A 23,747-nucleotide genomic window follows, 5' to 3' on the forward strand; every position below is an offset into this window, starting at 1 on the left:
AACCCGAGGATGGGCCGTTGAGGCAAGTTGTCCGGACTTGTGGAAGGCCTAACGCCGCACGGCTTGAGAAAGGCGTTGGGCGTTTATTCGCAGAGGCAGAGGCCCTCCACCAGGCAGCTTCTGACGTGCTGAGGCAGGACAATACTGACGGCGCGGAACTAATTGTGGCGAGGCGTCGCGGGGCGGCCAGTCCGTTTTCCACGCATTGCTGCTCGATCGGAGGGCTCTCCGCACAGGCGATCCAAAGCAAACCCCATGCGGATCGATTTGTTGCAGGCAATTTATGCTGCACTGCAGCAACCAACCTGAAAATACGGCGTTCCGCTTGTTGGCCCCGCTCTGGATCGACGCGAAAGGATACCAGCATGAGAAGTCTCGCCGATACCGTTGCACGCTTGGCTGCTCGGCGAAAGCAGATCGACGGCGTCTTGGATGGTCACGACCAAAACGAGCGCTTTTCCGAACTTCAGGCGTTCGGGTCAAATCCCGGAAAGTTGCGAGGCTGGACATACCGCCCCAAGGATCTTGCACCCCATGCCCCTCTGGTCGTTGTCCTCCATGGCTGTACGCAGTCGGCGGCATCTTATGACTGCGGCGCCGGCTGGTCGAGGACGGCGGATCGCATGGGCTTTGCCGTCCTGTTTCCAGAACAGCAGCGGAGCAACAATGCCAATCTTTGTTTCAACTGGTTCGTCCCGGTCGACACCCGACGGGGCTCCGGTGAGGCGCTTTCCATCCGCCAAATGATAGAGGCCGTGGTCACCGCTCACGACATCGACCGCACCAGGATTTTTATCACCGGACTTTCCGCCGGCGGGGCAATGGCCGCCGCCATGCTCGCGATTTATCCGGAAGTCTTCGCCGGCGGGGCCATAATAGCTGGTCTACCCTATGGCAGCGCCAATAGCGTGCCACAGGCTTTCGACCGCATGCGAGGGCACGGCGGCCCCACCGGGAGGCGATTGGCGACGACCGTCCAGCAAGCTTCCGGTCACTGCGGACCATGGCCGAAACTCTCCGTCTGGCATGGAAGCGCCGACACAACAGTCACTCCGGTCAACTCCGATCAGCTCGTCGGGCAGTGGCTCGCATTGTTCGGGCAAAGTAGAGTGCAATGCGAGACACAGGTGCATCAGGGCTACCGCCGCGACGTCTGGAAGAACGCTGCGAATGAGGAAGTCATCGAGCAGTACCTGATCCCGGGCATGGCGCACGGGACACCCGTGGACTCCGCGGACGGCTTGAGTCAGGGCGGATCCTTTGTGATCGACACCGGCATATCGTCCACCTCGCTTATCTCCAGATTCTGGGGGCTTGAAGATGCGGGCTCTGCGGGCCCATCGCCAGATGCGTGTTTACCGGCAACATCGGTCGGACACTCCCCTTTGGTGGTCGCGCACCCGCCCGTCGGACCGAGCAGCGGTCCGACCGCTGGGCCTAGTCAGGTTATCGAAAGCGCCCTTCGCGCTGCCGGCTTGATGAAATAGTTCGGGACTAGACTTGTTGGAAAATGTTCGTCTATGGGGGCCGGCCTGCCGTGTCGCTATGCGAAATGGGACTGAGAACAACGAGCGTCTCAGGCGCCCTTGGCTGTCGAAAGGGCAGCCGTGCCCGGGATGCTTATGTTGATTTTCAAACCGTCCGATGTCCAATCCCGCAGGATCTCACCCTGAAGCTGCTTCTGGACAATTGCATTGACCATGGTCGTTCCGAAGCCGGGCGCCCCTGGCGGAGATCCAGCTTTACGTCTGCCGCTTTCTTCCCACCGCAGGTTAAAGCCGCCATGATGGCCAGTCGCCTGCCAGCTGACCTGCAACCGCCCCGTATCCTGGGCGAGAGCTCCATGGGTGGCGGCGTTAACGATCAATTCATGGGCGACGAGAGCCAGTGGTTGAACGACCACCGCTGGGATCAGAACTTCAGGACCGGTCATTGCTGTCCTCCCAGACGCGAAATGGGCGACCTGCCTGGAGACGATTTCGTCCAGCGGCACATCGCGCCAGCCGCGCTCGGCCAACAGGGCGTGTGCGACCGCCAAAGCCTGGACCCGGCGTTGAACGGCCGCGGCATAGAGCGGTGCACTGTCTGTCTTGCTCAGCCGAACAATACCATCGACAACCGCCAGAACGTTCTTTGCGCGATGATCGACCTCCATCAGGAGGCGGTGCTCCGCCGCTTCCAGGGTCTGGATCATGCGATGTTTGGTAACGTCGATCTGCGACGCGAAGTAGTAGAGAAGCCCGCCTTCATCGTCCTTTATGGGGCTCAGATGTAGCTGGTTCCAGAACGGCGATCCGTCCTTGCGGAAGTTCAGTATCTCTACATTCGTCTCGCGTTCACGCTCTATCGCTGCTCGAATTTCCGCAACGGCCGCGGGCGATGTTCCCTCCCCTTGTAGGAAGCGGCAATTTCGACCCAGGACTTCATCGGATGTATAGCCGGTCAGATCCAGAAAGGCCTTGTTGGCGAGCACGATGGGATTGTCAGGCTGCCGAGCATCCGTGATGACGATGGGCATGCGCGTGCGCTCGAACGCCGCCGATGCCAACTCCTTGCGATCCGCCCATGCGGTGGTGGCTGCTGCCGCCGGCGCGTCGCCATGCAGGGCTGACGTTGATTTGAAGTTGTCAGGCACTCTTTGCTCACTTGACAGAGATCAGCGATAACGCCCGACTTCCTACAAGGTTTCCAATGTGATGCTTCGAACCGGACTGGTTGCTGGAGTAAAGCCACGCGATCGGTTCTTGGGAATGTCTACTCGAGGCGAGGCACAATTGGCTATGACGCAGCTAACATGTGCAACCTACCGGGCAGACTAAGCATCGTCGGCGTGGTCAGTTATGGTCGACACCTTGACCACCATCGAAGGTGAGTCTCGTCGATCTCGGGCGTTTCCTGCGACGAACCATAAGCCCCCCGGCGGGTGTCACCTCCGGTCGCGGAGCGCGCCGTTCGAACGTGGCCAACCAGTTCTCATTTTATCGCCGTGACCCTGCCCGCCCTGTCCAGTCGACAATCGACCTCGGCCTGCCGAACCTCGACGCCCCCTTGCCTCCTATAGTCTATTTGCACCTTGATTGGTGCTGTGAGTGTACCCCCACGGCGATGCAACAACCCTGCGCTCAACGCCCGGACGCGGACAGCGCCAAGCGGTGTGGCGGCGGATGTGATCGCGGAGCGGCAGGCTTGCACAACAGCAGCCGGTATACCGGGCTTCGCTCTCAGGGGTCTCTGAAGCTTGAAAGGATAGCCGTCGGTGAAGCCGCCGTCACCAGATATGGAAGGCTTGAGAATCGGTGGCAAGGCGATCGATTGATTGCCGCCCCTCGCGGACGCAGCGGCCGTAGGCCCAGCCGTTCCTTTGGGTGTGGTGGCTGGACTGCCGCTAGCGGTAGGCGACCCGTCGTCGGCCGCCGGATCATCGCCCGTACCAATACTGGTCGAAACGCCTCCGCTTGCATTGCCGACATTGCCGCTGGCACCAACGCCAACGCCGACTGATCCCTTGCCCGTGCCAACCGAAGCTCCGACATGTGATCGCCCTGCATCGCCGACGCTCGCTCCCACCCCGACCGATGCGCCTTGCGAACCCGCGTTTACTCCGGCGCCGACTCCGATTCCGCCGACGCTGGCACCTACCCCTTTGTCGAGAGCGCAGGCAGGTCCGACTCCAATCCCGATCATCAGGGCGGCTGCGACGTACTGTTTCATTGCTAGGTTGACCTTCGGCATGGATTCGGGCTCCACGGTCTGTTCACTGGCGCGGGTCGAGCCCTTTCGGTGGTCGGGTCGGCAGCAACGCGAGGGGAAGAGAGATCGGGGCCAAGACAGCAGCCTGTTTCTGTTTTTCTCGCGTGCCCGGTTTGCGCCTCGGTTCAACACCTGATCGGGGTGGTGCGCTTGCAACCACACCTGCCGGCTTATGGATCATTCGCGAACGCGCTGCAGCCGCAGCCCGGTTCCTGGTTGCGACGTCGTCGATTGCCTCGCGCGCGGCACTCAGGCTCAGGGCCAGACCGGTCGCCCGTTCACGTTCTTCTTCCAGCGCCGCGCTTAACCCGACCGAGGTCCGGTTTGAAGCGTCGCGCTCCTTGCGAACGAGGTCGAGGTCACGGGCAGCTGAATCAGCTCGTTTGCGTTCCAGTTTGAGCGCTTCTCCGGCTTGCCGTAGACCTGCTTCGGCCGCCTCACGGTTCTTATTGGCGTTGGCCAGCTCGACGGCGACCGCATTTGAGGCTGTCTTGAGAGCCTCGATGGTTTGGTGAGCCGTTGTGAGCTCTTGGGACAAGAGCTCAACCTTGTGCCGTTCGTCGTTAAGAGCTTGCGTCACAGCAGTCTCGGGGACGTCCTTGGAGGGCTGGGTTGCTGCGGCGGCGGGCTTCTCACCGCCCCAGAGAGTGGCTTCGGCCCTGAAGCTTTCGATGGCGCGCTGCGCCGTCTGCAGATCGAGCGAAAGGGCTTCGTCCTTTCGCTGCTGCTCTTTCAGAGCTTGTGCTTGCTTGGCTATCTCCGCTCGTGCGGCATCCAATTCGCGTCGCAACATCTCCTGATTTTCGCCTTGCGGCGTTTGCGCCTCTGCGTCGAGTGCCTGTGCTTCGCTTGGCACCAGCTCTCCAGGTGCGGGGGATCCGAATGCCCTTGTCGGTGCCTTCTCGGGCTCTTTGCCGACATCGACGTGCTCTGCAAATGCATCCGACGTGCTGTCGCTAGCTGGGAGAGCCGCTGACGCGTCAGGCGCCCGCTGACAGTGAGCCGGAGATGCGAACAGCAAAACAAGGCATAACGGAAAGAGGGCGAAAATCGCCCCGGCCCTTCCTCCGCGCGTCTCGTGCGGCAAAATCGAAGTCCATCGTCCAATCGAGCTGAACGCAGCGAGGCAAAAATTTGCCCTGGTGCTCTGCACATGACCCATCGCTGAACCTCAAGACCGCGGCCCTCACCGCATTGCATCTCCACCTGTCGAACATCTGGTGCAGCCGAGCAAAAGCGCGAAGCAGCGAAACACCACCGCGCGCGCCAAAGCATCAGTTGGAACCTAACTGCTGGTTCCTCGGTTGCCATCATTCGAACGAACGGGAGATTCGTTCTATAAATGCCTGCCTCGCTTGGCATTCGCCCTTGGCGCCCGTCCATCCAGGCGGAAAAATCAACGATCGCCAATCCCACATCGTCTGGCGATTTCGTCGCGTTGATATGTGACGCAATCACCTTCGGCGGCAATCGCTTCACTCGGGCTCGAACGGCAGGAACTGAACACGCGGGCGCCGCATGATACAGCTGGCGAGACCCGCCGCGCCATCCGGTACCGTAGTCGCGTATCGCCAAAAGTCGTGCTGACCTGCCGGCCCGGAACTGCGTTGCAAGCTGGACGGAAATTGCTGCAGCTTGGCTGCTCAGGACCTTTGATGTTCAATTTCGTCTTTGCCACCGGAACGAGCAACTGAACACCGACACCGCATCCACTGAGCACGCCTCCGGGAGTATGGCCATTGTGAGCGCTGCCTGGCGCGGAACGGTCGTTTCTTGTGTCGGATTGCGGTGGCCTTGAACTGAAGAGACCTTCCGTGGGACACAGGAAGTAGTTCGGATGCGATCGCGCGACCGACTACGAGGTGCCCGCCCGGGCCATCAACAGCGGGACTGACTCATCATGGACAGCTTCATTCGAAGCAGCTCTTGCCGGTGACGAACCGCATGATCCTGATTGTCGAGCCACACCTGGATGACGAGGCCGGTCATCCTTTTCGGTATGTACGCGCGGTGGTCGCCACTTGCGCTGGTTTGGGGTGGGGTAGCCTCGTCCTTGCGCATCGCGCCTATTCCGGCCCGAAGACGATCAACGGCGCCGAAATCCGGCCGACCTTCCTGCGGAGTTACTATGAACGAAAAGACCGCCGGACCGGCTTATCGCGCGCGCTTGAGCGAGGGTTGCGACCCGTTCTGAAGGCTTTGAAGCGGCTGGTTAACGATCCCGTCAATGGCCCGGACCGGTTTGTCCTGATGGCTGGTAGAGCCGCATTGGCGGTCATGGCCGTGCCCGCAATTCTCGTCCTTCTGCTTCCTTATGCATTATTGCGGACGACGAGCGCGGCCCTGGGCCGGTCATCCACGCGCGACACCTGTTCGCCTTTCGTGCGAAGCGTAGCCCGCCAGATCGACAACACATCGGGCGAATTGAGCTTGCTGGTACCGACGGCGACCCCGGCCATGCTGGCCGAGCTACTTGCCTTGCCTGTGCTGTTGGCGCGACCGCTGCCCAAAATGGCGTGCGTCTTTCATGAAGATCCGCGCCTTTATGCAAATTGGTATCGTCCTCTGGACCTCGATTGCCTGGCACACCGCCTCCGTGGCTCTGGCTGGAAAGCCGGTATACGCTTTTACGCAACCAACCCGCTGCTCGCTATGGAGATGTCCAAGCTGCTGGACGCGCCGGTGTGCGATTTTGGAGATGTCTTCGACGAAGACGAAGTGGCATCTCTGGGCATGATCGCGGCGGGACAGCATGTGGAGGCGGACGAGCTGTCTGCCAAAGAGGCTCTAATCTTCACAGAACTGTCGCAGCGCAAAAAGTCCGGCAGGCGCCTGGCCGTTTGCCTAGGGGCGTTACGTCCGGACAAGGGCGGCACTCAGCTTCGCTCTATAGTTTGCGCACTTGACGGCTCATCGGGCGATTTCGATCTCGTCATCCAGGCAGCTCGCTGGTCGAACAGCTTGCGTTCAGAATGTCTGGCGCTGAAGAGCCGGAAGGATGTGATCGTCATCGAGAGCCCACTCTCGGCCTCTGCCTATCTCCAGCTCGTATACCTGTCGGACGTCGTTCTGCTTCCATATGATGCCGAGGCGTATCGCTGCCGCGTCAGCCGTGTATTCATCGAGGCTGCTCTTGCAGGGCGGCCGGTGCTGGCCTCTCAAGGAATCGCGGCGGAAACCGATCCGGCGCCGTCGTCGTCTCGATTCATTTCGAACTGGTGTGCCTGGCCAGACGAGGCCGTCAAGCTGCTCGATTCGTCTTCTCCCGATACTCTGGCCCACCGGGCGCGCGAGCGGATCTCAGGGGGCACCTGGAACCGCTGGTCCGAGGCTGCGACCTGGCTTTGCACCCCATCACAGCCGATCGTTTTGCCTAAGCCAGTCTTGTATGTGCGACCGTCCTGGTTCGCGACTGGCAGCGCCACGGTGTTCGATCAGCATCTGCGGTACCTGGCCGACAGGGGACTGCCGGTTATAGAGGTAATCGTCGTTTCCGATCGCGATCGCAAGGCGCAACGCATGTCCTGGCGGGCCGCCCTGACCGACCGCGACTCCAGCTCGGCTGTGCTCACTTGTGTGTCCGCTCGGCGATCAGGCGTGGTCGGGTCATTGCAACGCAGGCTTTTGCATATTGACACGGAACGGCGAAGCCAAGCCGTTTATCTGGCGGAGCAGTCCAGGCTCTCCCCCCTCCCGTCCATTGTGAGAGAGATCGGCGTTGATCGAGGCTTCTCCTTCATTCTGGTGAATCACTATTTCCATCTGCCATTCATCAAGCCCCTCAAGCATCGCTCTCCTGTGTGGCTGGAGACGCATGATTTGCAGGCTCGACAGATAATCCTGAGACGGGAAATCAATCGCTCGACCGGTATCGAAGACGCATTCGAAGACCTCGTCGCTGACGAGATGTCGTATCTACGCCGCGCCGATGTCATCGGTGCCATCAACGTTGATGAAGAGGCCTTTTTCCGCGCTCACCTCGGCTCGGAAGGATCAAGAGTATTGCTTTGCCAACCCTCGATCTACCTGCATCCGTGTGACGAGGTCGCTCCTGAGTGTGACGTGCTCATCGTGGCGAGCGACAACCAGTCAAATGTGAGCAGCCTCTCGTGGTTTGTGCATCATGTATTGCCCAAACTGGATCCGACGCGATCGGTCAAAGTGGTCGGGAGCATACAAAAGGTGGCGCAGCAGGAGCGCCTGCTGCACGACCAGGTCCAATACCTTGGCGTCGTAAAGAACCTAGCGCCTCATTATAAGTCGGCGCGTCTTGTCGCCATGCCAATCATTGCCGGCGCGGGAATTGCAATCAAGGCGCTAGAAGCTCTCGCCGCCGGTCGTCCAATTGTCGCGTCGCCACTTGCCTTTCGTGGGCTTCCTCCGGATTTCCAGCCCCCTGCGCCGACGCCGACATCCGATGCTTTTGAATTCGCCGCGGCCATCGATCGGCTGCTCAACGATGAGCAAGCGCGTGGCGAGGCGCTTCAGTCCACGCGGAACGCTAACCTGGCTCTCGGAATGAGAGAGCGCTTCGAATCCCAGATGGCGCAAGCTGTCGAGCGCCTCGCGAATTGCGCCATCAGCTAAGGCCCTATCCACGCCTCGCAATCAAGCATCGCCCGGGCAAAAGGCATTTAAAACGGCCATTCCAACGGTACGAAGGATTGGCAACATGCCTTCTGCGAACGCCTGGGAATTCGCTTCCGTGGACCTCACGTCCAAGACGGACCAATGATCTGGCTGGCTCTACCTCCTCTTCCAAAAATTCTCCATGGAGAGGTAGGTGAACGAGGCGGTCCAGCTCAACAGCACCAGGCCGGTGAGCGCCTCCGACGAAGCAATCAGTCGGAGCGGACCCTCGGCTCTGATGTCGCCCACTCCCAGCGTGGTGTAATTGGTGACGGAGAAATACAGGAAGTCGATCCAGCCGCCGGAAATTTCTCCGACGATTTCGCCTAAGAGCCCGTAGCTATGGAGGCCCCAGAAGACGAAACCGTAAAACGTAATCTCCACGGTATGCGCGGCAAGTGCTCCGAAGATTACGATCAACAGTCGTCCTCGGCTCGGGAACCCGCCGACCTCGGCTGAACGGGCAGAGCTTGCGACCATTTTGAAGGCCTCATAGTGGACTAGAACACACGCGATCGCCAGAATGAGCGATACGAGACTGACTGCGATGACGTTCATGACGATGCACCGTTCAAGGAAGCTTCGTGTTGATCGCGCGATTCAGTGCCTGTGTGAAGGTCTGTTTTTCTGGAACGCTTTAGGAACGAGTCTACGCGAGCGACTTAGCTCGGGCAGACCGGGATCGAAGTGCACGATCCACTGGAGGATGTCCGATACAGGCTGTCGACCTCTTCATCGACTTCCTCACGTTGGATCCCGAGCGCTTTAGCGTCCGAAAATAAGTTCGTGGATCGAAACGACGTCAGCTCCGACGTTTCCGGGACGTTGTTGAAAGTCCGACCGCGGAGGAAGTTATCCCCTGCGTACTCATGTCGCGATAAGCTCAAGCCCAGGTTTCGCCACTTGACGCTCGCGCCGGCCGCACCAGAGTCCAATGCATGGCTAGCGGCCTCAACATCGGGGATGAGGTGGCGATCGACGCCACCATTATTCGACGCGTCACCGACGACAGGATCAGCGTGTCGATACCGACCTACGGATTTCCGCATTCCGTTCGGGATAGCACCACGAAGGTCGTCAAAGGCCAGACCATGGAACTGATCGGCAGCGTCACACGGGTCGAGAAGGACGCCGTGACCGTCAGCCTGGGTGGCCCGGTGGTGACGGTCGCGCTTGATGTTGTGCGGCGAGTGACGCCCAGGGCGCGTTAGTCAGCCAAGGACCATCCCGGCGAATACCACAGTGAGGAGCAGTGATACCGGCACGGCTAGCAGACAGCATAGCTCGATGGTTTTTGTATCTTGCCGCTTGTCCATCTCACCGCCTCCACTCGCATTGTTCGCTGTCATTTTGACGCTAACGGGATGGCGGATGGAAGCGGTTCCGCGCGGGATGCGGTTAGAGATGCTGTCGAGTGGTGTATATTAGCAACACCTTGACCGACCCCGGGAAGGCGTGACGCAAGAGTAGCCCGCGGCAGGTAACCGGCGGCGATAGCACAGTGCGCCACCGCGTACTGAGTTTACGCCACACCGGCCGCGAACGGGACGGCTGTGGCTGGAACCACGCAGCGCTACGCCGTGCCACACCACGTGATGCTTGCACCAGTTGCGCGGTTCCGGGACGGCCAGCCCAACGGCACTACATTCACTTGAACTAATGCTTGCTGTTCCTGGTCCGCTGATTATGGTTGAGTGTCCCTGAGCCGGCACTGGATACGGACTTGCCTCGTCGATCAGTTCGATCGCACCTGCTTGCTTTGACTGCCGCCTCGGTTGTCCCGGTGTGGCTCTTTGCCGGCTATCTGCTAGGCCAATATGCACTGCATGAACGATATCGTTTTGAGCAGGACGCCGTGCAAACGGCTCGACAAGTGTCGCTCGTCGTAGAGGGCGAGCTGGCAAATCTCCACACCATCCTCGACGGCCTTTCCAAATCCGCCGCGCTCGCCAACGGCGATCTGCAAGCCTTCCACCGCGAGGCGCTCGATCTTGTCCATGGGACGAACGGGATGATCGTCCTGCGCGATCTTGGCCGCAATCAGTTGATGAACACCGAAATCGGCTACGGTGCCGCCTTGCCGCCGGTCACCGCGATAGAAGCTGTCGACGTCGAGACACTCAACCGTTCCGGTGTTTTCGTCAGCGGTGTCTTCACCGGCAAGGACTCAGGCGAATACCGCGTGGCTGTTGCCATTCGGGTGCCCGCCCCGAAGGGGGAAGACCTGCTTCTTTCGCTTTCTGTACCGACTGCCCGGATCCGCGATGTTTTGATGCCGGCCGTCCCGGAAGGATGGACTGTGGGCGTGGGAGATCGCGACGGAAATTACGTAGCCCGATCCAAGTTGCACGAAGAATGGACGGGAAAGCGCGGATTGCCCGAATACGTGGAAAAGATAGTCGGGCGCTCGGGCTCATTCACGTCCCGGAACTTCGAAGGAGAGACGTTGCTGGCAGGCTATTACAGGTCTCCGCGATCTGATTGGTTCTACACCGCGAACGTGCCGCTTTCAGCAGTGCAGGCGCCGCTTTGGCGCTCGCTTGCCGCGATTTGCGGGATAGGTCTCCTGTCGCTTCTTGTTTCCGTTGCTCTGGGATATTTCGTCGGCAAGAGATTTACGCAGGCCACCTCTGAACTGGCGAGACGGGCCGAAGCGCTGGGTCATGGCCGCAGCGTCGAACCCCTGTCGACTTCGGTTAGGGAGTTCGCTGCCATCGCCCAGGCAATGGTGGATGCAGAGCGGGCGATCGCCCAACGGCGCTACGAGTTGGAGGCGGTGTTGGAGACAGCGCCGGCGGCAGTCTGGTTTACCTATGATCCGAAGGCTCTTCAGGTTATCCGCAACCGCTTCGCGGCCGAACTTATGGGCCTGCCGACGGACGCGCACAAATCGTTCGGCAGGCCCGAACTCGTCATCGACACCGTCGCCGTCCAGGACGGGCACATAGTAAGCCGCGAAGACCGCCCTCTGAGCCGCGCCATGCGCGGGCAGCTGACGGATCATGAAGAGTTCGCCTACACGCTGCCGTCGGGTGTCGAGCGCTTCCTACTTTCCAGCGCACGCCCAATTCGCAACCCAGGCGGCGGCATTATCGGCGCCGTGCAAATCAGTCTCGACATCACGGAACGCAAACGCGGCGAGGAGCAGCTAAAATTGCTGACCAATGAGCTGAACCACCGCGTGAAGAATATCCTTGCCGTGGTTCAGTCCATTGCCTCCCAAACACTGCGCAACGCCACAAGCCTGCCTGAAGCAGGACGCACGCTCTCCAGCCGTCTCGTCTCGCAGGCCAAGGCCAACGACCTGCTTATCCAGCAGAACTGGAGTGGCGCCGACGTCAAGGATCTGATTGCCACATCGGTCAGCTCACACGCACCGATCGACCGCTTCAAGATTAGCGGCGAGTCGGTCTGGCTACCACCGAACGTCGCTCTTTCGGCCGCCATGGCTTTTCATGAGCTTACGACGAACGCGCTAAAATATGGAGCACTGTCGAACGAAACCGGCACGGTGTCGATTCGGTGCAAGCTTGCCGGTCAAAAACAGCATCGCTGGCTCGATCTGGAATGGCGCGAACGGGGAGGTCCGCCTGTTGAACCGGTCGAGCGAAAGGGCTTCGGCACGCAGCTCCTCGAGCGCGTGTTTTCGTCCGGCACCTCAGGACGCGTCACTCTGAAGTTCTACAAATCGGGACTGGTCTGCACCATGCGAGTGAATTCTGCGTCTCCGCTCAATCCCGCGATGGACAACGACGATACTCCCGGACGCGAAATGTAGAGATCTTCCCAGCGAAGCTTTCCCTGCGGCGCAGGTGCAGAACTTGACGCACACAACCCTGGGATGCGCTTTTGAAGCACCATTTCTGCTGCGAATTCCTTGCGACAGGCAGGCGTCTGTCTCGAGCTTGATCGAAGCTACCTCATAGGAGAGCCTTACACCGTGCACCTGGCTTCGAAGCGATGTTCGCAGGTGGTCGAGCAGCCCAGCAACGTATTCGTCGAGGGCAACCGAGCGGACATCGGGAGAACTGTAGAGCCTCCTGTGCACCAGCGAGACCGCGAAGATGCGGTCCTGGGTTTCGGCCAGGGCATCTTTTGACGCATTATCCCCGACTGCTTTTGACTGCAGATTCATAAGCGCTGAGACCAGTGCGAGACTGTTCGCGACCCTATGATTGATTTCGGCTAAAAGCACCTCTGCCCGGTCGCGGGCCTTTGCCAGATCTTCGGTTCGGGTGCTGACACGTAGTTCCAAGTCGCTGTTGAGAGCATTGACCTCGTCGCGTGTCTTGCGAAGTTCTCTTGTGTAACGAGCGGCTGCATAGGCAGCCCCGGCAACGACGGCGACGATGACGAGCCCTCCGACAGCAGAAACAAGCCGCAGCCATCGGCTGTTGGCACGCTGCTCGGCGACACCGGATGTAAGTCGGTCATCCGCCCGCCCGATAACGCCCGAGAAGAACACATTGGCTTCGTCCGTCAGAGCCTTACCTCTGTCAGTTCGGAACAAAGCCTCGACCTCTGCATCCCGCTGGTCGCGCTTGAGCGCTATCGTCTGATCGAATTCCCCCGAACTTGGCGACGATGATTGCAGTGAGCCGTTGCAGTGTCGATTGGGAATCGGGATAGGAAGTCAGCAAGGTCCGCAGCGCTTGCAGGTGGCGCTGCGCTTGGGCTTTGGCTGTTTGATACGGCCCAAATAGCTCTCGTTGCCGGTGATCACGAAGCCGCGTTCTGACGCCTCAGCCGTCTGCATCGCATTTCTCAATTCGACCGCCGCGACCCGGGTGTCGCGCGCCGCGATTGCATCATCGAAGTAGGATTGCGCCCTCTGGCCAAGCCAGAAGTTTGTGACCACGATAGCCATCAGCGCCGTAAACCCTATCAGCAGGGAGGCGGACGTTAGTCGGACAAGGTTACGGCTGGGAACTGACATCAGCGCATTCCTGCCCGATTTCGCCTCTGTGCGCCATCGTGTAGTAACGGCCAACGAGCCCTCGGCGAGAAAGCGATACCCTCCCGGGCGATCTACCCGATCGCATTGGAGGCCGTGCAGCGCCTGGATGCACTATGGAGCGCGAGATCGACGGATTGAGCGCTGAAGCGCGTGCTTGCGCCCGGCCAGGAGCGTAGCGCTCCACTGCTGGGAGGACCTTCACGCCCTGGCGGATCGCCCACCTTGCCCAGCTCTCACGCAACCGCGATCTCGCCAAGGCCATCAACTACATGCTGCGCCGATGGCCGGCGGCAAGTGGCTTTTCGTACCGATCACACCCATGCTTGCCGAAATCCTTGAGGCTACGGACAAGCGCGGCGAAACCGTCCTGGTAACCGCCTGTGGCCAGCCCCTCTCCTCCAAATCCCTGACTGGGACCATGGCGCACTGGTGCAAGCTTGCAGGGCTTACAAATGGGCTGACGGTGCACGGGTTGAGGAAGTCACTCGGCGTCTATCTCGCCGCGGCAGAGGCCTCGACCAGGCAGCTCATGGATGTGCTGGGCCATGACGACATCGATCGCGCGGAACTCTATTCACGCGAGGCATCGCGGGTTCGTCTGGCGGTTCAGGGTATGGATCGCGTCGTGCGGCTCGTGACCCGCAAGCCGATGCTTGGAAGCGCTCCTTCGGATCTCAATAGGACATCGAAATGTTTTGAATCATCCGCGCCATCAGGCCGGGAACAGGAATGCGGTAGCGGGATCGAAAAAGATACGTTGACCCGGCGTGATGGCGCTGATCGCGCCCTCTGCATCGGAGGTCGGCCTAACATCGATTTCATGCCCGCTGGCGATGCGGGCCACGACGCGCCGGCGGTCGCCGAAGAAGGCGGTATCGACGATCTCTACGGCAAGTGCCACGCTCGCCGGCCCAGGGGTGAGGCGGAAGGCCTCCGGGCGCACCATCAGCCGGACCTTCTGGCCATGGCCGAAGAGCGTTGTCGTCTTGACGCCGGTGACGATCGAGCCGTCGGCGAGGCGGATCGTTGACGCACCTCCCGTGCTTTCCAAATGCTCTGCCGGCAGGAAATTCGAGTTGCCGATGAAGCCGGCGACGAACTCGCTCGCCGGCCGGAGGTAAAGATCCTCGCCGGTGCCGATCTGTTCGATACGGCCTTCCCTGAACAGGGCGATGCGATCCGAAAGATGCAGCGCCTCTTCCTGGTCGTGCGTGACATAGAGGATGGTGACGCCGGTCTCGCGATGGATGCGGCGGATCTCGGCCTGGATCTCCTGGCGCAGTTTCTTGTCGAGCGCCGACAGCGGTTCGTCCATCAACAGGATCGGCGGGTCGTAGGCGAGCGCGCGGGCAAGCGCCACGCGTTGCTGCTGGCCTCCAGACAGCGCGCCCGGATGGCGGTCGGCGAAGTTTTCGAGGCGCACCAGCGCCAGCATGTCGGCGACCTTGCGCCTGATCTCGCCGTCGGGCCGGCGGCGCACGCGCAGCGGAAAGGAGACATTCTCGGCGACGCTCAGATGCGGAAACAGCGTGTAGCGCTGGAAGACCATGCCGATGTTGCGCTTGTGCGACGGCACCGAAAGCAGCGACCTGTCCTCCAGCAGCACATCGCCCGAGCTCGGATCCTGGAAACCGGCGATGGCGTAGAGCGTGGTCGACTTGCCGGAGCCCGACGGGCCGAGGAACGTCAGGAACTCCCCCTTGGGTACATCGATGGTGACGTCATGGACGGCGACGAAGGCGCCGAACGTCTTTCTCACCGCGCGTATCGACAGGAAGGGTCGGGTCATCTGGACAATTTTCTGCGAAGGAGTGCGGTCACGATCATCAGGCAGAGAGTCAGGCCGACGAGCAGGCTGGAGGCGGCGGCGACGACCGGGCTGAGGTCGGCGCGCAGGCTGCCCCAGATCTTCACCGGCAAGGTCTGCAAGGTCGGGCTTGCCATGAAGATCGCCACCACGACCTCGTCCCATGAGGCCAGGAAAGAGAAGATCGCAGCCGAGAAGATGCCGATCCTAATCGACGGCAAGGTGATCCTCAGCCGCGCCTGCAACGGGCTGGCGCCGCAGACGATGGCCGCGTCCTCGATGGATTTGTCAAAACCCTCAAGCGCCGTGGTTATCGGGATGATGGCGAAAGGCAGCGCCAGGACGGTGTGGGCGATGACGAAGCCGACTGTGGTGCCGGCAAGGCCGATGCGCAGGAAGAAGGCGTAGATGGCGATGGCGAAAACGACGACTGGCAGCACCATCGGCGTCAATAGCAATCCGCGCAGGACCTGGCGTCCGCGAAACTCACCCCTGACCAGGCTGAAGGAGGCGAACAGGCCGACGATGACGGCGAGGATGGCGGCCATGGCGGCAATCCGGGCGCTCGTCAGCGCGGCATCGATCCAGGTCGGGTCGGCCAGCAATTGCTGGTACCATTTCAGCGTCCAGCCGGGTGGCGGGAAGGCCAGCCAGCGCGATGAGCCGAATGACAGGAGCACGATGAAGACCACCGGCAGCAGCAGGAAAGCCGCGACTGCCGCGGTGAAGCCGACAAGCGCCACGCGCAGCCATCCGAGCCGGTCATAGTCGAGCAGCATACTCAGATCCCTCCGCCGGCGCGCTTGGCCCCGACCAGGCGAAGCTGGATCGCGTAGAGCGCCATGGTGACGACAAGCAGGACGAAGGCGGCCGCACTTCCGAGACCCCAGTTGAGCAGCGACTGCACCGTCTGGGCGATCATTTCGGCCAGCATCATGTTCGATGTGCCGCCGAGCAAGGCCGGCGTCACGAAATAGCCGAGCGACATGACGAAGACCATCAGGCCGCCAGCGGCGACGCCGGGAAGCGACAGCGGCAAGAGGATGCGGCGGAAGGCCTCGAACGGGCTTGCGCCGCAAAGGGCCGCGGCGCGCAGCGTCATCGGGTCTATCGCCCTCAGTGTGCCAACCAGTGGCAGGATCATGAAGGGCAGCATGATGTAGACCATGCCGATGGTGACGCCGGCCAGATTGTTGATGAGCGGCAGCGGCTCATGGATGATGCCCAAACCCATCAGTGCCCTGTTGATGACGCCGGTGCGCTGCAACAGCACCATCCACGCATAGGTGCGGGTGAGAAGGTTCGTCCACATCGACAGGATGATGATGCCGAAGACGATCGAGCCCTTGGCCGGCGGCATGATCGCCAGCATCCAGGCAACGGGGAAAGCCACCAGGATGGTGACGGCGGTGACGACCGATGCGACCAGGAAGGTATTGAGGAACACTCGCACATAGGTGCCGCTGCCGAACAGCTCCGCGTAGTTCTGTAAGCCCGGTTCGGGATCGGTGACGCTGCGCAGCAGCAGGGCAACCACCGGCACGATGAAGAACAGGCCAACCAGAAGCAGGGCCGGCAAGGCGCTGCCGCTGCCAGCTGGCAGGCCGGCAACCGAGCTACGTCCGAAAGAACTTCCCTGCATCGAGCGGCCCTGTCTCGAAACGGGGCGCAAGCCGCGCCCCGTCGGTCTGCAACGGTGTTACTTGGTCTGCCAGGCATACCAGCGCGTGGCGATCTCGTCGCGATGCTCGGCCCAGTAGTTCATGTCGAGGTTGATTTGGCCATCGATATGGGCATCGGGCAGGGCCTTGACCGCGTCGGCGGGCATCTCCGCCTTGGCCTTGGTGTTGATGGGCGCATACCCGCTGGCCTCGGCGAATTTCGCCTGGCCGGCCGGGCTGGTGGCGGCGGCGAGGAACTTCATCGCGCTGTCCTTGTTCTTGGCGCCCTTCGGCACGACGAGCACGTCGGCGGCGGTGAGGTTCTGCTTCCAGGCGACGCCGACATCGGTGCCATCCTGCTGGAGGGCGAAGACACGCCCGTTCCACAACTGACCGAACGAAACCTCGCCGGAAGCAATCAGCTGCTGTGATTCAGCGCCGCCGCTCCACCAGACGATATCGGATTTGATGGTATCGAGTTTCTTGAAGGCACGGTCGAGATCAAGCGGATAAAGCTTGTCCGCCGGCACGCCGTCGGCCAGCAAAGCGATTTCGATGACGCCCGGCGCCGACCATTTGTAGAAGGTCCGCTTGCCGGGAAACTTCTTGGTGTCGAACATGTCCGCCCAGCCGGTCGGTTCGCCCGTGACTGTGCCCTTGTTCCAGGCGAGCACGAAGGAATAATAGAAGCTGCCAACGGCATGCTCATTGCTGAAGCGCGGGTCGAGATCGGCCTTGGGCACGACCGCATAGTCGATCGGCTCCAAAAGCCCATCCTTGGCAGCCTTGATGGCGAAATCCATCTCCACGTCGACGACATCCCAGGTGACATTGCCGGCGTCGACCATGGCCTTGAGCTTGCCGTAGTCGGTCGGCCCATCTTGCAACACCTTGATGGCGGAGCTGGCTTCGAAGGGTGCCGCCCAGGATTTGGTCTGCGCTTCCTGCGTGGTGCCGCCCCAGCTGGTGAACGCCATTTCATCGGCCTTGGCGACGGTTGTCGTGAGCAGCCCGGCCAGCAGGCCGGTCAGGATCAGTTTCATGTCATTCTCCTCTGGTTGGTTTGTTCTGTTTTTTGTTCTTCACAGTGCTCCGTCGCCGTACGGTTCTCAGCGCATGACGAAGGGATCGGGGATCGGCTCGTCCGAGGTGTTGATCCAGACGGATTTCGAGCGTGTGTAATCTCTGATGGCCTCGAGCCCGCCTTCGCGGCCGAGGCCTGACTGGCCGTAGCCGCCGAAGGGAACGAGCGGCGATACGGCACGATAGGTGTTAACCCAGACGACGCCGGCATGAATGTCGCGCGCCATGCGGTGGGCCTTGCCGAGATTGCTGGTGAACACGCCGGAAGCCAGGCCGAAGGGCGTGTCGTTGGCGAGTGCTAGCGCCTGCGCCTCGGTGTCGAAGGCAAGCACGCTGAGCACCGGCCCGAACAATTCCTCGCGCACACAGGGCAGGTCGCTGCCGCCGGCATCGATGATGGTCGGTGCGTAATAGAAGCCGCTGCCGGCTGGCCGTGTTCCACCAGTGATGAGCGTGCCGTCACTGGCGAGGCTTTCCGCGACAACCTTCTCGATCCAATCGCGTTGGCGCAGCGTGGCGAGCGGACCCATTTCGGTCGTCGGATCCTGCGGATCGCCGATGCGGATCGCTTCGGCCTTGCGCTTGAGGCGGGCGAGGAATTCATCCTTCACCGAACGTTCAACCAGCAGCCGCGAGCCAGCGACGCAGCTCTGTCCGGTCGCGGCGAAAATGCCGGCGACAACCGCATTGGCCGCGCTGTCGAGATCGGCGTCGGCAAAGACGACAACCGGGCTTTTGCCGCCGAGTTCGAGCGTGGTGTAGGCAAGGTTCTCTGCTGTGTTCCTGACGATGGCGCGCGCCGTCGACGGACCGCCGGTGAAGGCGACGCGCGAAACCAGCGGATGGCTGGTCAGGCGCCGGCCGCAATCATGGCCAAAGCCGGTGAGGATGTTGACGACGCCTGGGGGGAAGCCGGCCTCCTGGACAAGTTCGGCAAAGGCGAGCAGCGGCGCCGGGCCCTCCTCGGAGGCCTTGAGCACGATGGTGCAGCCGGCGGCAAGCGCCGGACCGAGCTTGACGGCCGAAAGGAAGAGCTGCGAGTTCCACGGCACCACCGCGGCGACGACGCCGATCGGCTCGCGGCGGATGGTGACGTCGAGATCCGACTTGTCAACAGGGACATGTGTGCCTTCGTGCTTGTCGGCGAGCCCGGCATAGTAGCGATAGTAGTCGCCGACATAGGCAATCTGGGCGCGGGTCTCGCGGATGATCTTGCCGGTGTCGCGCGTCTCGAGTTCGGCCAAGCGTCCGGCGTTGGCTGCGACGAGGTCACCGAGCTTGACCAGCAGTTTTCCACGCGCTGTCGCCGTCATCGTCCGCCACGGGCCCGAGCGCAGCGCGCGGTGCGCCGCTTCGATGGCGCGGTCGACATCCGCTTCGCTCGCCGCCGGCATCCTGGCCCAGGCCGCGCCAGTCGACGGGTCAACGCTGTCGAAAGTGGCGAACGGCTCGTCGAAGCGGCCATCGATGAAGTTCCTGAAAACAGCGTCGGTCATGGGCTCACGATCGGAGGAAGGCCGGCATCACCCGGTCGATGAACAGTTGCAGTGATTGCATTTTGCGCTGGTGCGAAAGGCCGCTGTCGATCCAGATCGAGTACTGGTCGTAGCCGAGCGCCTCATAGGTCTTCAGCCTGGCGATGACCTCATCGGCTTCGCCGATGACCAGGTTCCGCCTGATCTTGTCCGGCGCATACTGCGGCATGGCCGCGATCTCGTCCGCCGTCAGCGGCTCCAACATGCCTTGGTGCACCGGCTTCTTGTTCTGGAACCAGGCGCCGAACTGGCAGTAAAAGGTTGACAGGTCCTGGGTGAGACGATCGGCGTCGGCCGCGTCCACGGCGACGAAAGTGTGCATCAAAAGCATGATTTCTGGTCGTTCGATCTCGGGATGCGCGGCGCAGGCGGCGTTGAAGCGCTGCATCAGGCTCGTCACCTCGTCATCGCCGGAAGCCAGCGGCGTCACTTGGACCTTGCATCCGTTGGCGACTGCGAAATCGTGCGAGTTCGGGTCGCGAGCCGCCACCCAGATCGGCGGGTAGGGTTTCTGCAGTGGCTTGGGCGAGGAGGTGGTGGCGGGGAATTGCCAGAACTCACCTGAGAGTTCGAAGTCGCCGTCCCAGAGGCCGCGGATCGCCGGTATGATCTCGCGCATGCGCTGGCCGGCGCCCCATGCGTCAAGGCCGGGAAAGATGCGCTGATATTCATAGCTGTAGGCGCCGCGCGCAATGCCGATGTCGAGCCGTCCGCCGCTGATGACGTCGGCCATCGCCGCTTCGCCGGCAAGCTTGATCGGGTGCCAGAAGGGCGCGATCACGGTTCCGGTGCCGAGGCGGATGCGGCTGGTTTTGGCGGCGAGATAGGCAATGTTGATGAAAGGGTTCGGCGAGATGGTGAATTCCATGCCGTGATGCTCGCCGATCCAGGCGGTCTCGAAGCCAGCCTGTTCGGCCAGCAGGACCAACTCCTCGAGCTCGGTCACAAGCTCGGAATGCGGCTTGGTCAGGTCCGAGCGTTCCATGTGCACGAAGAGCGAGAATTTCATCCGTGGTCACCTGTATTGACGGTGGAAGCGCTGGGTCTGGCGAGCGGCCGGACCTCGCCTTCGACATTGTTGCCGACATAGACACCGAATGCATCCACCGAGCATTCCCTGACATAGCGCGCGAGCATCGAGCGGATCGCCGGATCGGCGATCTTCAACCGTTCGATCGCGTCGATCTCGATCAGCCGGATGCCGCGATCGCTGGAAGCGGGCACGTCGAACGTGCCGCGATAGTAGACATGCGTGCGCGAAACAGGTTCGGCGTCGTCCCAGACCGCGAACAGGAAGCCGAGCTGGGCCTCGATGGCCTTCGCCGCAAGCAGCCCTCGGAGGCTTTTGTCATCGCCAGCCGAGCCCAATCCTCGGCCGCGCGGCAGTTCGAAACCATCCGCCGTCTCCAGGAACAGGATCCTGCCACCATTTTCGAGGATGGCACCGACATCGGTGCCGGGCTGGGTGGCGGCCAGCGCGTCCTGGCTGAGGCCGGGGGCGACATAGGCGCCGCGGCAATAACCGAGCGGCTGCGCGGAATTGTGCTCGAAATCGCGGACGCGGCCGATGAGGATCGAATGATCGCCTGCCTCGACCAGCCGTTCCATGTCGCAGTCGAAGGATGCGACCGAGCCGTCGAGCACCGGGCTGCCGGTCCGGCCGGGCTGCCAGCCGACGGAGGCGAATTTGTCCGCCGCCTTCGAGGCGAAGATGCCGGAGGCGGCCTTCTGATCCTCGTTGAGCACGTTGATGGCAAAGCTCTTGGCGGTGGCGAAGACGGGATGGCCAAGCGCCTTGTGGGCGATGCAGACCAGCACCAGCGGCGGATCGAGCGAGACGGAAGTGAAGGAGTTCGCGGTGAAGCCGCGCGGCTCGCCTTCCGGGCCGATCGTGGTGACGATGGTGACGCCGGTCAAGAAGGAACCCAGTGCCCGGCGGAACTCGCCGTTGTCGAAAGCGGCGCCCATTTCCGCGGCACTTCTTTGCTCGATCGCTTCGTCCTCTCCGAGGAAATCGACGATATGCCGCGCTGTCAGATCGGGTGCCGCGACCGCCATCATGTGCTTCTCGTCCGGCAGCACCGTGCAGCGGCCAAGCGGCGCCAGGCGCGCCATCGCCGCCGACATTGCCGGCGAAGAATTCCTGTCCTCGGAACCGGTCATGAACAGGGCCGGTACGGCAAGCGTCGGCAGGCGATCAGCGTGGTCGCCGTCGGCACGAGCGAACAGGCGGTAGGTGCGGGCATAGCCTTCCGGGTCGACCGCGCCCAGTGCGGATGCCGTCTTCTGCGCTGCAGCCTTCAGCTCAGCTGGCACCGGATCTCCGAACCAGCGGGCAATGGTCAGTGCCGTGCCGGCCGCGTCACTATGGCCGGTGAGCGCCACCGCGCGTTGACGAACGGCTTCGGCCAGTTCAGGTGGCCGCCGGAACACGGCATTCAGCGAGACGATGCGGCGGACGCGCTCCGGTGCGTTGAGCGCGAGTTCCTGGGCAACCAGCGCACCCATCGAGTGGCCGACGACGGACACCCGATCGAGGCCGAGATGATCGAGCAGGCGAATGGCCTGATCCGCGTAGTCGGCGAGTTCCGGGTTCGGCGGCGGCAGCGGGGACCGGCCATGGCCGAGCATGTCGATGGCGATGACGTCGAAGCTCTCGGCCATGCGGTCGATCTGCGGCTGCCAGATCGCTGCGTTCATGCCGACGCCGTGGATTAACAGCACCGGTGCGCCCGCGCCGGCACGGATGAAGCCAGTGCCGTCGGGCGCCGTGCCCTGTCGAGCCCACGCGGAAGCGTCAGCCATGCACGTCCCCGAGTTCCTTGAGGTCCTGGTAGCGGTCACCTATGCGATGATGCGGGCGGCCGCCGATCGAAGCACCAAGCGCCACCACCAGCTCGTCCGGCGCCGGCGCATCGCCAATCTGGAAATGCACGGTCAGGTAGTGCGAGCGCCGTCCTTCGTCATTCTTATCCATCAGCGGGATCATGATCGGCGTGTTCGGCCCGCCGCGCAGATTGGTGAAGGCAAGATAGGTCTTGGCGCCGACGGCGCGCCGGTAATGATTGCCGAAATGCAGTGTATGGATCAGCGCCGAGGCATGCTCGATCTCGCCTGACGTGCCGCAAATGGCCGCCTTGCCATAGCCCTCGATCGCCTCGCCGGAACCGGCGATGGCAATGATCTCCCGGGTCAGGATCTCTCCCAGCATCGGCGCGCACGCGCGGATTTCGGGTGACAGATCGTCGGTGAAGCCGCGACCGGCCCAGGGATTGGCCAGCACCGCGGCGACGCCGATCAGGCGTAGCGGCCGGGGCGCGGCCTTGCCGCCTTCGATCAACGTGTTCTCGGTATAGGTCACGATCTTGCGAATGGCAGGCTGCATTGCAATCCTCGGGTCCGTGATGCCATGGGGGATCCATCGATCCCTGCACCATCTTATGGTATACCATGCTATGGAGCGCCAAGTACCTTGTCAACCGGGCATGGAATCTGTTTTCATGGCGGCGCAGGAGGCAACACATGCCAGACGACACGCTCCGCATCGACCGCAGCGCCAAGACGTTGAGGACGTTGGCGCTGGAGCGCATGCGCGAAGCGATTATGGATTTCCATTTCCAGCCCGGCGAAAGGCTGGTCGAGCGGCCGCTATGCGACCAGCTTGGCGTCAGCCGTTCCGTCGTGCGCGAGGTTCTGCGTCAGCTCGAGGCGGAGGGGCTCGTGCAGATGATCCCAGGGCATGGGCCGGCGGTGGCGAGGCCGGATCTTGGCCGCACCGACGAGATTTACGAGCTCAGGGCGCTGCTTGAAGGCATCGCGGCGCGCGCCTGCGCCCTGTCGGCGACCAGCGAGCAGCTGGCTACGCTCGAACGCGCGCTGGCGGATCTGTTCGATGCGTGGGCATCGGGGACACCGCCAGCAGTGATGCGGGCAACGACGAAATTCTACGAAGCGCTATTCGAGGCTGCCGACAAGCGCGTCGCTTGGGAAATCGTCAGTGGCCTGAATGTCCGCATCAATCAGCTCCGTTCGATGACCATTCTTTCGGAGAACCGCCGCGAGCCAGCCATCACCGAAATGACTGAGATCATGGATGCGATAAGGGCGCGCAAACCCCAGGAGGCGGAAGCGGCGGCACGGCGCCATGTCGAATCGGCTTGGCAGATCGCTCGAGATAAACTTAGCCTGGTCTAGAACCGCGTGAGTCCAGCTACCCTTCCAAGCGCTTTGCTGAAATGTCTGCTTGCAGGCAACCGAAAAACGGAACTCCACGACTGAAATAGGCGCTTTTCAGACAGGCAGCCTTGGGGCCTCACTCGCCGCAT

The 23,747-nt window shown here is 61.8% G+C and carries 19 protein-coding genes and 1 pseudogene; 6 read left to right on the plus strand and 14 right to left on the minus strand.

Translation table 11 applies throughout. From position 1 onward, the window contains the following. Window positions 1-365: 365 nt before the first annotated feature. Window positions 366-1,487: an extracellular catalytic domain type 1 short-chain-length polyhydroxyalkanoate depolymerase gene (locus tag AC3CB8_RS26145; protein WP_352564681.1), complete on the plus strand. Its 1,122-nt coding sequence runs from the start codon at window positions 366-368 to the stop codon at window positions 1,485-1,487. Between the two features lie 89 nt (window positions 1,488-1,576). Here the strand turns inward: AC3CB8_RS26145 and lov are convergent, their stop codons facing one another. From lov to AC3CB8_RS26160, 3 genes are all read right to left on the minus strand, one after another. Continuing rightward, window positions 1,577-2,635, minus strand: coding sequence for a blue-light-activated histidine kinase (lov, locus tag AC3CB8_RS26150; protein WP_023781560.1), 1,059 nt, complete (start codon window positions 2,633-2,635; stop codon window positions 1,577-1,579). 338 nt (window positions 2,636-2,973) lie between these two features. Next, window positions 2,974-3,711 (minus strand): hypothetical protein, encoded by a 738-nt coding sequence (locus AC3CB8_RS26155; protein ID WP_084569579.1) that lies wholly within the window; start codon window positions 3,709-3,711, stop codon window positions 2,974-2,976. Window positions 3,712-3,754: 43 nt separating this feature from the next. Continuing rightward, window positions 3,755-4,606 (minus strand): hypothetical protein, encoded by an 852-nt coding sequence (locus tag AC3CB8_RS26160; protein ID WP_352564679.1) that lies wholly within the window; start codon window positions 4,604-4,606, stop codon window positions 3,755-3,757. 1,088 nt (window positions 4,607-5,694) lie between these two features. On the opposite strand from AC3CB8_RS26160, the gene AC3CB8_RS26165 reads away from it, so the two are divergent. Beyond that, a complete protein-coding gene (locus AC3CB8_RS26165) occupies window positions 5,695-8,337 on the plus strand; it encodes a glycosyltransferase (protein WP_352564677.1) in 2,643 nt (880 codons plus the stop codon). Window positions 8,338-8,496: 159 nt separating this feature from the next. On the opposite strand, the gene AC3CB8_RS26170 is transcribed toward AC3CB8_RS26165, so the two are convergent. Beyond that, complete coding sequence (locus tag AC3CB8_RS26170) at window positions 8,497-8,937, minus strand: ion channel (protein WP_023773526.1); 441 nt, start codon at window positions 8,935-8,937, stop codon at window positions 8,497-8,499. A gap of 380 nt (window positions 8,938-9,317) precedes the next feature. Between AC3CB8_RS26170 and AC3CB8_RS26175 the strand changes: the two genes are divergently transcribed. Next, window positions 9,318-9,590, plus strand: a complete 273-nt coding sequence (locus AC3CB8_RS26175) for a hypothetical protein (RefSeq protein ID WP_023781553.1) — start codon at window positions 9,318-9,320, stop codon at window positions 9,588-9,590. Between the two features lie 512 nt (window positions 9,591-10,102). Beyond that, the gene (locus AC3CB8_RS26180) at window positions 10,103-12,157 is read left to right on the plus strand and encodes a sensor histidine kinase (protein ID WP_352595369.1); all 2,055 of its coding nucleotides are present in this window, start codon (window positions 10,103-10,105) and stop codon (window positions 12,155-12,157) included. Here the strand turns inward: AC3CB8_RS26180 and AC3CB8_RS26185 are convergent. Together AC3CB8_RS26185 and AC3CB8_RS26190 are read right to left on the minus strand one after the other, a co-directional pair. Then, window positions 12,038-12,844, minus strand: coding sequence for a histidine kinase dimerization/phosphoacceptor domain -containing protein (locus AC3CB8_RS26185; RefSeq protein WP_352595372.1), 807 nt, complete (start codon window positions 12,842-12,844; stop codon window positions 12,038-12,040). The genes AC3CB8_RS26180 and AC3CB8_RS26185 overlap by 120 nt on opposite strands. A gap of 168 nt (window positions 12,845-13,012) precedes the next feature. Further along, complete coding sequence (locus tag AC3CB8_RS26190; RefSeq protein WP_352564673.1) at window positions 13,013-13,315, minus strand: CHASE3 domain-containing protein; 303 nt, start codon at window positions 13,313-13,315, stop codon at window positions 13,013-13,015. A gap of 310 nt (window positions 13,316-13,625) precedes the next feature. Between AC3CB8_RS26190 and AC3CB8_RS26195 the strand changes: the two are divergent. Next, window positions 13,626-13,970, plus strand: a pseudogene (locus AC3CB8_RS26195) (tyrosine-type recombinase/integrase); the annotation flags it as partial. Window positions 13,971-14,048: 78 nt separating this feature from the next. Here the strand turns inward: AC3CB8_RS26195 and AC3CB8_RS26200 are convergent. The 8 genes from AC3CB8_RS26200 to AC3CB8_RS26235 all read right to left on the minus strand — a co-directional run bounded on the left by AC3CB8_RS26200 (window position 14,049) and on the right by AC3CB8_RS26235 (window position 22,807). Continuing rightward, window positions 14,049-15,125 carry an ABC transporter ATP-binding protein gene (locus AC3CB8_RS26200; RefSeq protein ID WP_352564671.1) on the minus strand — a complete coding sequence of 359 codons (1,077 nt, stop codon included), beginning with the start codon at window positions 15,123-15,125 and terminating at the stop codon, window positions 14,049-14,051. Further along, window positions 15,122-15,922 carry an ABC transporter permease gene (locus AC3CB8_RS26205; protein ID WP_352564669.1) on the minus strand — a complete coding sequence of 267 codons (801 nt, stop codon included), beginning with the start codon at window positions 15,920-15,922 and terminating at the stop codon, window positions 15,122-15,124. The genes AC3CB8_RS26200 and AC3CB8_RS26205 overlap by 4 nt, the downstream gene beginning before the upstream one ends. Window positions 15,923-15,924: 2 nt before the next feature. Further along, entirely contained in the window at window positions 15,925-16,785 is an 861-nt protein-coding gene (locus AC3CB8_RS26210) for an ABC transporter permease (RefSeq protein ID WP_023773519.1), read from the minus strand. A 57-nt stretch (window positions 16,786-16,842) separates the two neighbouring features. Further along, window positions 16,843-17,847 (minus strand): ABC transporter substrate-binding protein, encoded by a 1,005-nt coding sequence (locus AC3CB8_RS26215; protein WP_023781549.1) that lies wholly within the window; start codon window positions 17,845-17,847, stop codon window positions 16,843-16,845. Window positions 17,848-17,913: 66 nt separating this feature from the next. Beyond that, the gene (locus tag AC3CB8_RS26220; protein ID WP_352564667.1) at window positions 17,914-19,383 is read right to left on the minus strand and encodes an aldehyde dehydrogenase; all 1,470 of its coding nucleotides are present in this window, start codon (window positions 19,381-19,383) and stop codon (window positions 17,914-17,916) included. A 4-nt stretch (window positions 19,384-19,387) separates the two neighbouring features. Beyond that, window positions 19,388-20,431 (minus strand): LLM class flavin-dependent oxidoreductase, encoded by a 1,044-nt coding sequence (locus tag AC3CB8_RS26225; RefSeq protein WP_352564665.1) that lies wholly within the window; start codon window positions 20,429-20,431, stop codon window positions 19,388-19,390. Continuing rightward, window positions 20,428-22,227, minus strand: a complete 1,800-nt coding sequence (locus tag AC3CB8_RS26230) for an alpha/beta fold hydrolase (protein ID WP_352564663.1) — start codon at window positions 22,225-22,227, stop codon at window positions 20,428-20,430. Before AC3CB8_RS26230 ends, AC3CB8_RS26225 begins: the two co-directional genes overlap by 4 nt. After that, window positions 22,220-22,807, minus strand: a complete 588-nt coding sequence (locus AC3CB8_RS26235; protein ID WP_352564661.1) for an amino acid synthesis family protein — start codon at window positions 22,805-22,807, stop codon at window positions 22,220-22,222. Before AC3CB8_RS26235 ends, AC3CB8_RS26230 begins: the two co-directional genes overlap by 8 nt. 137 nt (window positions 22,808-22,944) lie before the next feature. Here AC3CB8_RS26235 and AC3CB8_RS26240 point away from each other — a divergent pair, with 137 nt between their 5' ends. Next, window positions 22,945-23,616: a GntR family transcriptional regulator gene (locus tag AC3CB8_RS26240; protein WP_023773513.1), complete on the plus strand. Its 672-nt coding sequence runs from the start codon at window positions 22,945-22,947 to the stop codon at window positions 23,614-23,616. The last annotated feature ends 131 nt before the right edge of the window (window positions 23,617-23,747 follow it).

It is taken from the genome of Mesorhizobium sp. P160927, from assembly GCF_057766385.1.

Coding starts and splice junctions, on each gene's coding strand:
- AC3CB8_RS26175 (WP_023781553.1), top strand. CDS start 9,318: ATGGCTAGCGGCCTCAACATCGGGGATGAGGTGGCGATCGACGCCACC.
- AC3CB8_RS26205 (WP_352564669.1), bottom strand. CDS start 15,922: ATGCTGCTCGACTATGACCGGCTCGGATGGCTGCGCGTGGCGCTTGTC.
- AC3CB8_RS26165 (WP_352564677.1), top strand. CDS start 5,695: ATGATCCTGATTGTCGAGCCACACCTGGATGACGAGGCCGGTCATCCT.
- AC3CB8_RS26215 (WP_023781549.1), bottom strand. CDS start 17,847: ATGAAACTGATCCTGACCGGCCTGCTGGCCGGGCTGCTCACGACAACC.
- AC3CB8_RS26200 (WP_352564671.1), bottom strand. CDS start 15,125: ATGACCCGACCCTTCCTGTCGATACGCGCGGTGAGAAAGACGTTCGGC.
- AC3CB8_RS26190 (WP_352564673.1), bottom strand. CDS start 13,315: ATGTCAGTTCCCAGCCGTAACCTTGTCCGACTAACGTCCGCCTCCCTG.
- AC3CB8_RS26225 (WP_352564665.1), bottom strand. CDS start 20,431: ATGAAATTCTCGCTCTTCGTGCACATGGAACGCTCGGACCTGACCAAG.
- AC3CB8_RS26155 (WP_084569579.1), bottom strand. CDS start 3,711: ATGAAACAGTACGTCGCAGCCGCCCTGATGATCGGGATTGGAGTCGGA.
- AC3CB8_RS26145 (WP_352564681.1), top strand. CDS start 366: ATGAGAAGTCTCGCCGATACCGTTGCACGCTTGGCTGCTCGGCGAAAG.
- AC3CB8_RS26230 (WP_352564663.1), bottom strand. CDS start 22,227: ATGGCTGACGCTTCCGCGTGGGCTCGACAGGGCACGGCGCCCGACGGC.
- AC3CB8_RS26240 (WP_023773513.1), top strand. CDS start 22,945: ATGCCAGACGACACGCTCCGCATCGACCGCAGCGCCAAGACGTTGAGG.
- AC3CB8_RS26210 (WP_023773519.1), bottom strand. CDS start 16,785: ATGCAGGGAAGTTCTTTCGGACGTAGCTCGGTTGCCGGCCTGCCAGCT.
- AC3CB8_RS26235 (WP_352564661.1), bottom strand. CDS start 22,807: ATGCAGCCTGCCATTCGCAAGATCGTGACCTATACCGAGAACACGTTG.
- AC3CB8_RS26170 (WP_023773526.1), bottom strand. CDS start 8,937: ATGAACGTCATCGCAGTCAGTCTCGTATCGCTCATTCTGGCGATCGCG.
- AC3CB8_RS26220 (WP_352564667.1), bottom strand. CDS start 19,383: ATGACCGACGCTGTTTTCAGGAACTTCATCGATGGCCGCTTCGACGAG.